The following is a 12133-nucleotide window of genomic DNA, read 5'->3' on the forward strand; positions in this document are numbered from 1 at the left end:
AAAGCTCTATCCATTCCGACACGCCTCGTTAATCCTCGACTACTTTCGAAATTCGGTACATAGTTAATATGTAAATGCGGATTCGCTTCATCATCGTGTAAAACCATGTTATAAACCGCTAGGTTTGGATTTCTCTCTTGAAACACCTCTGCATACTGTTTTAACGCTTCCTTTTTGGCTTCCCTATATTTCGAGTCGTCTTTACCTTCCCCAATTGCCACGACTAATTCTCGTTGCTCATGTGTCTTATCATCTTTATGTATTTTGTCATAATAATCATCAATTTTACGGTCATTCCGTTTTTGTTTCTCGTTATATTTATCCACTGCTTCTTGAAAGACATCTTTATATACACTTCGGATGTCCTTTTGAACAAAATAAATATTCTCATCTAACCTGGATGGATCGATGCCAGGATTCCCATGAATATTTTCCCTGTTATTATGGCTCAATGAACTTTGGTAAGATTGATTAAAAGAGATAGAACCTAACATAAAGTGCCACCACTTCCCCTAGATTAATTGATACCATCAGTCTAGCAAAGCGACGAAATGATGTCAATTAACGTAACCCTATAGGTATTTTGACGCATCCGCATCAAAATCGATAGGGGTCTGCGACGCTTTTCGGCTTTGCCGAGCCATGTAAAACATGGCAAAGGACCTTGGACTTTGTCCAAACCTACAAGGGGAACTTTCCCCCTTGCCCCCTTTATAAAACACCCCCAACCCCCTCAATTTTGAGGGGGCTCCCTCGCCGGTTGGCAGGGTCAAAAGGGTACCTTTTGACAACCACAAAAGGGTTGCATAGTGAGTCTATCAACTCCTTAATGCTCCTTCATTTCGCTTTTCGCTTCATTCTGTCCGCTTACCGTTGACAGACACAATACAACTGCCTTTAAAATTTGCTTCTGCTATACTTAATTAAAGATAGATTTATTCAGTATAATGAGTAGTTAGATATATTATAAATTTTATTTTTGAATTGTTCTAATATATTCGAATGATTATGGTTAACAAATATCACAGTCATATTAGGGAATTTCTCATTTATATAATTTGTTATTGAGATTAAAGATTCATTATCTAAGTTTGAAAATGCTTCATCTATCAATAAAATTTTGGGATTGTATAGTAAAGAACGAATCAATTTTATTTTTTGGATTTGACCACTGCTTAAATTTGTAACAACTTTGTCTATTTCTGTATTAATTTCATTATCTAAACTATTTATAAAACCATCTAATTTAAATGCTTTTATCATTTCATTTACCTGGTTCAATTCAACATTAGATACTCCTAAAGTTAAATTGTATAATATAGAACCTTTAAAGAAAAAATTCTCTTGAGGAACATAAGCTACTACTTTAAAAATTTCTTGAATAGGTAAATCATTAATATTTTGACCTAATATTTCAATGTTACCATCATATGATTTTTTCAATCCAATAATCATTTCAAATAAAGTAGTTTTTCCACTACCATTGTCACCTTTTAATAGCACTCTGTCACCTTTTAAAATTGATAAGTTAATTCCTTTAAATATTAATCTATCATTTGGTGTGAAATAAGTAACATTTTTAATGGTAATAATAGAATTTTCAGCACAATCTTTTTCAATAGCAAGTACACCATTTTCATTCGAATCTTCAGTCTCTAAAATGTTTTTTATACGAAAAACAGGTGCATATAACACTTGTAGTTTAGGATAAACTCCCATAAGTCCCATTAAAGGGGGATAAATCAAAGCAGCATAACTGTAGAAAGCCATAAGTTCCCCAATAGTTAATGTATTATTTTTCACTAGTACAACTCCATACAATAATATACCAAAAGGGCCAATTAGAGATATTAAAGAAAGTGAGATACTAAAAAAGCTATTAATACTTACAAGTTTAACGGTATTTTTTTTTAGGTTTTCTAGATGTTTTTGAAAAATAAATGTTCGGTTATTTAAACTTTCTATAGATTGTAAAAATTTCTTCCCACTAATATTTTCATTTAGAGTAGAAAACATTACATCCTTATTTGTTTGAACAGACATACTTAATGATTGGATTTTTTTTCTGAATAAGTAAAATGTTATAAAGAATATTGGTAAAGTTAATACAGAAATTAATGCAAGTTGAAAATTAATTTTTAATAAAACAAAAAAATATAAAATAAGTAGCAATGAATTAGATATCACACTCAAAAATATTTCTTGAACACTATTCCCTACTATATCTGAGTCATTGAATATAACAGTTTTTAAATGATTGGGATCCAAGGATAACAACTCTTTTGACTCTGATCTCAAAACCTTTGTATGAAGATGTAATCTAATGCTTTTGACTATATTTTGTGAATATGAAGATGTTAAATAACTAATTATTATCCCTATGGATAACTGAATAATAACAATTAAAAGTGTCAATAATAATATTTTATATAACAAAGATGTATTTCCTTTTAATAAAACATCATCAATAATATATTTGGAAAAGTATGGTAAAGGTAGACTGCTAATCGTTGTAAAAGCTATCAGTATAACTATCAAAAACAACAATCGCTTTTTATAGAAAAAAATTTTTTTTAATGTATGCATTAAATTATTCCTCCTACAATATACTTTTTGACATAATATCACGTTTTATATAAAATATACGATCTGATTTTTGTGAATTTATTGAATTATATTTCGCAATTGTAACCACCGAAGAAAATTTACATTTTATACCACCCCGCCTTTATAATTTAGATTGCGCATAGCCCACTAAAAAAAACCGTTATAAAAACCAAAACAGTAATAAAAAAACCATGCTAAGTAGCAAAAAATACAATAAGCCGTCCATATGGACAGCTCCTTCTTACATAATTCTCGTTCTTGAAAAATTATTACACCCCCCTCCGTTCAGATTATCACTAGTTTTTGATTAATTAGGAATAGTAAAACCAGCTTATAATTACAATAAGCACAATAATTCCCCATAGCACTTTTCCTGTGCGTGTAGCAAAATTAATCGTAAATCCATTTAACTTTGGTATAATTTTTTTCTTATTTGTCATATAGCCTCACCTTTTTATCTAATCTGTTTATTTATTGTACCATTTCGAAAAATCAGTTTGTTATAATTTTCGGATGTATATGATATTCATTTAAAATTAACATAACATCCCATTATAGGTAGCAAAAAAAAAGCGAGATCCTTTGTAATATCAAAGGTCTCATTTTTTCTTTGCTTGTCATCTTATACATAGCATAGAAGTCTTTTTTATAAAATCATGAAAAAAATAAGTGTTAAAATTTCCTAACACCAAAAACCTTAATAAAACCAATCATATCAACGCTTTATATATCTTTTTAAAAGTGCTTCTATTATCACTATTATTAAAAGCTAAAAGCAATGAAAAACAAAAAAAAAGGACTCAATCAAAAAAATCAAACGAATAAAAATTCAATTTCATAGATATAACATAATCTTCTTTCTATATGATTTATTAATAATTTTTATCCTCTTTTCTCAACTTATTTAACATATTTTTAAAAAACGTTAATGTTTTGCAATGTTTGAAAAATAGGGATATAATGAAATAAATAATTTTATATGAATTACATAAAATTATTTACTAAAAAAAGTAAGAATAGGAGTGATATTATGTTTAGAAATCCAGAAAAAAGAACATTTGGGATGCCAGGGAGTTTAACTGTCAATGATTGTGAAAGATTGAGCAATTTTTCGCTTGGTATGAAAGTTGATACTCAAAAAATTATTGATAAAATTGTTAGTCCAAATGAAGATATGGTACTTATTAATATTGCCAATTCTGAAAATGTTAGAGAAATGGTATCGTTTAATAAATATAGTGAGTTTTTGAATTATTCATTAGAGTATTTGGGTTATGATTCAGGTGTTTATCGAGTAGAAACTCCAAATAATGAATCAGCACCTGAACCAAAGAGTGCAAAAGTTGTAACTAGTGCTTATTATGTATTATGGGTTGCTGGAGCAGTTGCTGTTGGGGCTGTGCTTGTTATTGATATTGTTGCTAAAATTGCAAAAACTAAAGAACAAAAATTACTAAAAAAAATAATCAGTGCGGCAAATATTGCAGGAGGAAAAGATTTTTGTGAAGGTGTAGCTTTAGAAATTAATAGAAGAATAAAAGCAGCTACTCAATTAAAAAAATTGAATGGTGAATTGAATGTTTAATCCTACAAGTTTAGCAATAGTATCTACTTATAAATGTACAGCTTCTTGTCAAGAATGCTGTTTTGAATGTAGTCCAAAATTGACAAAAAGAATATCATTTAATGATATAAAAAGTTTTATTGATCAAGCTAGTGTAATTGAAACCGTTAAATATATTGTATGGTCTGGAGGAGAATGTTTTTTACTTGGTAAAGATTTAGAGAATGGTATTGCATATGGAAAATCAAAAGGGTTAAATTCTCGGTGTGTAACAAATGGTTTTTGGGCAAATTCTATAGAAATAGCAAAAAATAAATTAATTAGACTTCAAAAAAAGGGATTGAAAGAACTTAATTTATCAACAGGTGATGATCATCAAGTATATGTTTCTATTGATAATATTTTAAATGCAGCAATTGCAGCTGTTCAATTAAATATTACAGTTGCAATTGCTGTAGAAACTACAGCTAATTCTAGATTTAGTAAAAAAGATATATTAACACATCCAAAATATGTTCAATATATTGCAAATAGTGATTTTGAAAAGTATATTACAATCATGAATACGGTATGGATGTCTTTCCATGAAGATAGAGTTTTTGAATATCCTGATATAATGGAGTTTACTAATAATTTATCAGGATGTGATAGTATATTCGATGCAATAGTTATTACTCCAGATAAATCTATAGTTAGTTGTTGTGGATTAACTATGGAACATATACCAGAAATGCATATGGGAATTATGGATGAAAACAATTTATTAAATCTTTATAAGAGTCAATTTAATGATTTTCTTAAAATTTGGATCTATGTAGATGGTGCTGAAGGAATATTAAAAAAAGTACAAGAATGGGATTGTGGAATAAAATATCCTAGATTTGTACACATGTGTCAAGCTTGTGCATACATGTATCACACACCAGAAGTTCAAAAAGTAATCTTTGAAAATTACGAATCAATTTTTTCTGAAATCATGGAAAAGTACAAAGCTAAAGTTCTTCTCAGAGAATCTTCTGTATCTATGGTTTAATTTTTGATATAAAATTTAACTCATTAAAAATGTATATTTTATAATAATAAGGGGTGTAAATTTTATTTTATAAAATTAGTTTATTTAGGAGGATTTTAAAATAAGAACAATTTATTATACACCCCTAATTATTATCATAAACTAAATTTATAATGGAGGTTACTAATGCTCTTATTAATTATTTCTTTAGTAACATTTATCATTGTTTTTGTTTCCATGGAAATTTTAGGTAATGATAGTAATCCTAATAAAATTATTGGTTATCGCACTAAACGTTCAATGAAAAATAAAGAAAATTGGATAATGGCTCAAAAATATTTTAAATTTTTATTTATAAGAAGCTATTTAATTATTGTTATTTTTAGTTTGTTTTTGTCCATATATGAACATTTCATAGGTATTAATTTTATAACATTAAAAATGTATAATACTATTCAAGTATTTATAGCAATCTTTCCTTTGTTTGTTTACTTAATGCAATCATCTTCCTAACTTCCTGGACTTCTCTTATTGTTTGCATAAGCATTTCATCACAGTCTTGGTCCCTTCACCATGCCTTCGCTAGAATTCATCGCTATAAGCTTTTGAAATCCCTTTATCAATTGCATAGTGCTCAACTTCAAACACTTCAACTTCTTGATATCATGATACTTATTTGCTTTATTGCATTTTCTAATGTCATGCCTATATCGTTCTTTAAGTTTATAACCCTAAGAAATACCATTACATCACTTTTTCTATACTTCCTATAAACTGTATTCTGAATCATGAACTTTTTTAAGTGTCCACGATTCAAAATACAGTTCAGTTCTTTTATTTCATAGCTTTTCTAAAAAAACAATATGAAGAGAAGATAGATAATACGATACATAAAATAACAGCTGTAAAAATAACAAGTTTTGTCCAACTTGTAGGTATAAACATTGCAAAAATGATTATTATACCCGCAATTACAAACAATTTAGAACTAAATCTATGAGTATCTTTCCACACTTTTTCACTACTTAATGTCCAAGGTGTGCGGATTCCTATAAAAAAGTTTGGTCTCACTTGTTGTAAATAATTCCCTAAAATAATAAATATACCACCCAATATTACATATCCCAACGTAATAATTGGTAAGTTATACCCTAGTCCAGTCAATATAGTTATTACATTAATAATTACCAAAACTACTAACATCATATTAAAAATAGCATAATATCCTGTAGAAAATTTTTCATAATTTGCTTTTTTAGGATCAATTTTTGGTACTAATATTGATAATACATATAAACCAATCATAAAACCAATAAAAAAGGACATTGTTGTAAATTTATCAGAATATGTAATACTATCATCACTAATACTCCAATGCGTTATTAATTCAGAAGGTAGATGATTAAACGTAATAATCCATATTAAAATAGTCAAAATTATTAATAGTAAAGGGAAAATATGTTTCTTCATAAGACTCACCTTTCTTATTTAAGTTGTTCTTTTTCAATAAAAGTAAAAAACCACGTAATTAAATCTTGAAATACTGTAGTATTAAGAGAATAAACAATAAATTTTCCTTTTTTTTCATCTTGCACTAATTGTGTATTTTTTAAAATGTTTAAATGATGTGAAACACTAGGTTTTGTCATATCAAAGTGTTCTGCAATTTCTCCAGCTGTTAAATCAGAATCTTTTAATAAATCTAGAATTCTTCTTCTCGTTGGATCCGATAATGCTTTAAAAGCCTGATTCAATTTCTTCGCTCCTTTCAATAAATAGCGATCTTAGTTTAATATTTAGATGTTTATCTAAATATTAAACTAAGATCGCTATTTATGTCAATTAGTTATAATCTGCATTTTAAATATTCGGAATAGAGTTTCTTTGTCAATTCCCTCGAAAAAGGGGAATTACATAATTATAGCAAGGGAATGCTTGTATGCTGATCTATACTGCATTCCCTTATTCTATGTATGCTATATTTCTATTCTTCTTTTTCCGACATTAGAACCCTATAAGAATAGCAACCACAGTTAATTTTTAAACAAACCGAAAAAACCTTTCCGTTTTTGTTTCTGCATATCTCTAATGTTTTCAAGCAATAACTGATCTCGCTTCTCTAACTTCTTCTCTATAAAAACTTCTAATTCACTATTTTTACCTTCTACTTCAGTTAACTTTTTCTCCGTATTTGCTAAATGCTCTTTTGTCGTAACCAATTCATTCGTAATTTCTTGCAATTTTTGAACGAGTGCTTGATTAAATTGATTTTGTAACTGCTGATTTTCTAATACTTCATTCAATTTCTTTTCTAATTCTGATTTTTCTTCTTTTGAAACAAACGAATCAAGTTCTCCGTTTCGCCATGCCCGAACTTGATCGTAAGACCATTTTTGCGCTTGTATTTTTTCTTTTATCGCTTTTAATTCTTCTATATTTTCCTTCGAGTATCTGCGATGCCCTCCCTGACTTCGCTCCGTTTGTATATTAAATTCGTTTGACCATACCTTTAGCAAATCGGGTGTGATCCCTACATGATCCGCAACAATTTTCGGTGTATACATTTCCGATTTTAGTTCCAATTTTCATTCCTCCCCCAAAAACGGAATACGTTTTTTACTTAAAAAACACGATTAAATCAACATTTCGATCAAAATCGGAATGTACTTGCAACCGATATGAAAACCGATTTTAAAAACGATTTAATTTCGAAATACATTCCGATTTTAACACCGATATGTATTACTTCTCGATAATAACATCAAAATCTTTTTTCTATATACAAGATTTTATGCAAAAAAAGAATAGCGAGGATCCCTAGAATCCTCGCTATATCAACGATGTATAAAATCATGCATGTCAAATAAACAGACAAAAAAAGAAGAATCCCCGTAAATACAAGGATTCTATGAAAAGATTCGCTACCGATAATAGGACGTTATGTTAACCGAGAGTGAATAGAACATTCATCATTTTTTCTCTTGTATTCGCTTGTACTAGAATTAAACTAATCTTCAAACCAAAATAACACTTCAATAGGTGCTTTTAAAACTTTTGCAATATCGTAAGCCAATTTTAATGAAGGGTTATATTTTCCATTTTCGAGATTACCAATTGTTTCTCTTCTAACTCCAACTTTATTAGCTAAATCTCCTTGGGACATATTTAACTTTACCCTATATTCTTTCATCCGAGTAATCAGCGTCATCCTGCATCCCTTTCTTTTCTCTATGTTCAAATATTTCTAAATTAATTAGAAAAGTTCCTAACGGTATTAAAATTGAAAGTCCAAAAAATAAACGAATTACATGTACATTTTCAAAAATAGAAACACTTAAGAGTAGCATACTACCAAATACTAGTGTTACAAAAAATGCCCTTGTAGCGGCCATACGAACATGCAGTATAAAAAGCTCATCTGGTATAACTTTTGCGTATAAAAAAAAGAAAAAGAATAGGAAATAGTAGTGAGGCGAAAACGAATTTTCACTTAAAAATGAGAAAGGTGCCAAAAAACCTAAAAAACCAATAAACCCTAAGTAAGCTAATTTGTTTTTCATATAAGATCCCCTTTGTGATTTATTTCGCTCTTTATGTGATAAATATATCACATAAAGAGCGAAATAAAAAGGAATTGAAACAGTACATCTTTGTTTCAAACTAATACTTTTAACTTCCCTTAACGGGAATTATGTAAATAAGCCATCCAATATGGACGGCTTATTTTATTTTTGGCTTAGCATGGTTTTTTCCAAAATGCTGGCGATACCCCTAACATCTTCTTTTTCATTAAGAGTTAAGCACCCCAAATCCCCTTAAAAAGTTGTATTCAGAATATCATAACAAAATCAAAAAAAGACCCTACAAAAGGGTCTTTCATCAGCTAATATTAAGCTTTTTGAACATTAGTAGCTTGTAGGCCACGTTGTCCTTGTTCTACTTCAAACGTTACACTTTGTCCTTCGTCTAAAGATTTGTAACCGTCGATTTGGATAGCTGAGAAATGTACGAATACGTCTTCTCCACCTTGACGTTCAATGAATCCAAAACCTTTGTCTGCATTAAACCATTTTACTTTACCTTGTTCCATAATTGTTGCCTCCTAGTGTGGATACCCACACATATGTTACTACCCTTGCTCAAATACCTTAGACGAAAAACAAAATTTATTCTTAATCTCAAACCGAACAAAAATAGGTCTTTCTTAAATTAACATACTTTCTAAAAAATAGCAAATTTCAAAAATAAATCCTTATGGTAATTAGCCACTAATATTGGTTGCTGGAGAAAAAGTCACTATGATAGTCATCACAGCAAGAAGCAACCAAAGAATCTCGACAATATCATTAGTTTGATTTTTTTCAGACATTCAACAACTGATAAAATTAGCTATTTTCGAGTTGAATTTTACTTCTGATAACAATAATTATGTGAACAAAAAAGTCCCCCAGCTAAACAATCTGGAGGACTTTTTTTATAGAGGAAAAGAAGACATCGGTCTCCCCTTTGGGTTTCCCCCTAGACAAGTTAAAACTTAAAACTACCCAATCATATTAGATAAATTACTCATAATCTATAATTTGAATGACTATGTAAAACTCTTAAAATACCTTATAAAACCTTAATTTACGCTTAGATTAATATATGAATTAAAGGGAGAGAAAAAACTATGCAATGTATAAACTGTTCTCCAGTACTTCACTGTGTTTATTTTGGAAATAGACCGTTTTGCTATTATAAACAACAATGTACCATAAAACCTTGCCCAACTATACCAGACATTCCGATAATACACGATCCAGGACCATTAGGACCGGTAGAAATGTCCTCAAATTCTCCTGCAATCATGTCATATTCAACTGGACCTAGTTATTTTGCGCGTTGCATGCAAATAACAGGAGGTGATTTCTACACCTGTCAAAGGATATGTAGGCCCATTTACCAGTAATTTTGCGACATAATAACTTGGTTGGTCTTTTTTATTTTTTTAGGTTTCCCCCTGTTTTTGGGTGTAAGTGCTGGCTCGTCGTGTGGGGGCGAAACCCCACATAGCGTTAATTCCATATAGAAAAAGAAGAATACCTTGAACGGAAGAACTGGCGATTCGGCTGGTACAATCGTTGATCCAAGTCGAGCAACTTAACCCCGTTTTTGGTCTGTTCGGCTTGGCGAAAGCTAAAAACCAGCCGAAAAAAGTTCCGCAAGGACAGAAAAAAAAAGAAAAGGCGATAGCCTTTAGGTGAGGATTAACGAACCGACTTTTCTTTTTCTGAAGGTGGAGATTTTTGAGCGTTATTTGCTCAAAAATACTACCTGTTCCTTGCGGAACTTTTAGCCTTTAATAATAGTGATAATAGAGAACATCTACAAAAAACGTGTGAATCCCTTGATATGACTGGGTTAAATACACTTTTTAGGGTGTGACGTTTTCGTCACACTTTTAAGCCTTTTTGTGACGTTTTCGTCACACCTAAAAAAATATAAATTAGTAAATAAATGGATAAAACACTTTAAAATACATATAAAAAAGACTATATCAAATTGATACAGTCTAAAAAAATCTAGCTGGTAATTTTACTTTTTTACCATTTTGATCTTTAAGATTTTTCAAAGAATATTGAAACAATCTCATCGTTAATTTATCGAGTTTTACTTCATTTTTTCGAGGTGCACAAATCATTATGTAAGGATTTACTACCCATGTTCTAGGACTTACAGTCCGACCATTTTCAATAATTTGTCCAGCACCTTCCGGATTAAGTAAAATTTCTTTTTTCTTTAATGAATTCATAACCAAAGAAGTTTTTTCTCTTGATTTCCCTATCATTTCAGCAATTTCAGAAACAGTTGCTGCTTTTGGTAACTCAAAATCTTCCTCAGCGCTCTTTCGTTTCCTTTTAAACTTATCATCTCTACAAATAATAACATTACTTCTAAATTCCAAATAAGCTTGAATTCTAAATAAAAAACTTTCCTCTGCTTGAGTTAAATAACCAATACTATTCAACAAGTCTAAATTTCTGTGCATTACTTGATTAAATGGCTCTCCAGCAAATGGATCTTTATTAGTTCCAACATAATGATCTTCTCCAGTTAATTCTTTTAACTGTTGTAAAAGAGATTTTTTTAGTTCTTCAGCTTGGTCTCTTTGTTTTCCATCTTTCTCAAAATCTCTTTTTCTAGCATTTCTATCAGCTTGATTTAAAGCTTGTCCCAATTCTTCATTCATTGTTAAATCCTCCTCTAAATTGAGGGAATCAACAAAAACACCTATTTTTTGCTATTTGATTATAAAACAAATTATGATAATCTATAATCAGATAAATGAAGTCTAGGTATTTTAGTAGAATACCCTATAAAAAGAGTCATGTTCCAGCATGGCTCTTTTTTTTCATTCTATCACGTTTTCAATAACCTTGAAGATAAAAACAAAGTTTCCTTATTTTTTTACCGTTCCCTATCAAAATCTCGATGTCTGCTTATTTCTCTCTTATGTTCACGTTCAAATTGATTATCTACTCCCTTGCTATCCAATTCATTTTTAACAATTCCTCTAAGCACCTTAAATTGCTCTTTAAGAACTTTTTTCGTTTGTATATACAAAACTCTTATATTCGTCTGCAAACCCTTTATATAAGCTTTTAACGAGCTTATTTCTTTATTTAATACACCAACTTCTTTTTGCAACTTACTTTTTTCTTGTTTCAACGTTCGATTTTCTTTCATCCAGCCCTCTGCATGGACTTTTAAACTCTCATTCTCTTTCACAAAATCTGTCTTTTTCAAACGCTCATAATCCTTTTTGATAGTAACCGCTGCATTCACTTGCTTTATTACTTCTTGATATTGTTCTGGTGATAACACATAATTTCTTGTCTGTTTCTTCGTAATCTCAGCTTTTCCAAACATTTTATCCTGTACTTCTACTACTACTTCTTTACGTAAAAATG

At 29.8% G+C, this 12133-nt stretch carries 12 protein-coding genes and 1 pseudogene; 3 read left to right on the forward strand and 10 right to left on the reverse strand.

Annotated features, from left to right (window positions below; genetic code table 11):
- Together BM089_RS29640 and BM089_RS29650 are read right to left on the reverse strand one after the other, a co-directional pair.
- The coding region (locus tag BM089_RS29640) for a plasmid recombination protein (RefSeq protein ID WP_175495715.1) at positions 1-494 on the reverse strand (494 nt) is incomplete at its 3' end.
- Positions 495-939: 445 nt separating this feature from the next.
- Entirely contained in the window at positions 940-2586 is a 1647-nt protein-coding gene (locus BM089_RS29650) for an ABC transporter ATP-binding protein (RefSeq protein ID WP_026565838.1), read from the reverse strand.
- Positions 2587-3637: 1051 nt separating this feature from the next.
- On the opposite strand from BM089_RS29650, the gene BM089_RS29655 reads away from it, so the two are divergent.
- The 3 genes from BM089_RS29655 to BM089_RS29665 all read left to right on the forward strand — a co-directional run bounded on the left by BM089_RS29655 (position 3638) and on the right by BM089_RS29665 (position 5696).
- Positions 3638-4192 carry a hypothetical protein gene (locus BM089_RS29655; protein WP_026565839.1) on the forward strand — a complete coding sequence of 185 codons (555 nt, stop codon included), beginning with the start codon at positions 3638-3640 and terminating at the stop codon, positions 4190-4192.
- Positions 4185-5204, forward strand: coding sequence for a radical SAM protein (locus BM089_RS29660; protein ID WP_026565840.1), 1020 nt, complete (start codon positions 4185-4187; stop codon positions 5202-5204). Before BM089_RS29655 ends, BM089_RS29660 begins: the two co-directional genes overlap by 8 nt.
- 165 nt (positions 5205-5369) lie before the next feature.
- The gene (locus BM089_RS29665) at positions 5370-5696 is read left to right on the forward strand and encodes an SdpI family protein (protein ID WP_026565841.1); all 327 of its coding nucleotides are present in this window, start codon (positions 5370-5372) and stop codon (positions 5694-5696) included.
- A gap of 321 nt (positions 5697-6017) precedes the next feature.
- Here the strand turns inward: BM089_RS29665 and BM089_RS29680 are convergent, their stop codons facing one another.
- The 8 genes and pseudogenes from BM089_RS29680 to BM089_RS29720 form a co-directional block, all read right to left on the reverse strand.
- The gene (locus BM089_RS29680; RefSeq protein WP_026565842.1) at positions 6018-6653 is read right to left on the reverse strand and encodes an SdpI family protein; all 636 of its coding nucleotides are present in this window, start codon (positions 6651-6653) and stop codon (positions 6018-6020) included.
- 14 nt (positions 6654-6667) lie between these two features.
- A complete protein-coding gene (locus BM089_RS29685; RefSeq protein ID WP_026565843.1) occupies positions 6668-6937 on the reverse strand; it encodes an autorepressor SdpR family transcription factor in 270 nt (89 codons plus the stop codon).
- 279 nt (positions 6938-7216) lie between these two features.
- On the reverse strand, positions 7217-7765 hold the full coding sequence (locus BM089_RS29690) for a MerR family transcriptional regulator (RefSeq protein WP_026565844.1): 549 nt from the start codon (positions 7763-7765) through the stop codon (positions 7217-7219).
- Between the two features lie 425 nt (positions 7766-8190).
- Positions 8191-8391: a helix-turn-helix transcriptional regulator gene (locus BM089_RS29695; RefSeq protein WP_000172689.1), complete on the reverse strand. Its 201-nt coding sequence runs from the start codon at positions 8389-8391 to the stop codon at positions 8191-8193.
- Positions 8360-8743 (reverse strand): DUF3796 domain-containing protein, encoded by a 384-nt coding sequence (locus tag BM089_RS29700; RefSeq protein WP_026565845.1) that lies wholly within the window; start codon positions 8741-8743, stop codon positions 8360-8362. Before BM089_RS29700 ends, BM089_RS29695 begins: the two co-directional genes overlap by 32 nt.
- A 329-nt stretch (positions 8744-9072) precedes the next feature.
- The gene (locus tag BM089_RS29705) at positions 9073-9273 is read right to left on the reverse strand and encodes a cold-shock protein (protein ID WP_000434820.1); all 201 of its coding nucleotides are present in this window, start codon (positions 9271-9273) and stop codon (positions 9073-9075) included.
- Between the two features lie 1461 nt (positions 9274-10734).
- Positions 10735-11412: a hypothetical protein gene (locus BM089_RS29715; protein WP_006097171.1), complete on the reverse strand. Its 678-nt coding sequence runs from the start codon at positions 11410-11412 to the stop codon at positions 10735-10737.
- A gap of 218 nt (positions 11413-11630) precedes the next feature.
- A pseudogene (locus BM089_RS29720) lies at positions 11631-12133 on the reverse strand (mobilization protein); the annotation flags it as partial.

The organism is Bacillus sp. 5mfcol3.1 (genome assembly GCF_900114335.1).
Classification (GTDB): domain Bacteria; phylum Bacillota; class Bacilli; order Bacillales; family Bacillaceae_G; genus Bacillus_A; species Bacillus_A thuringiensis_S.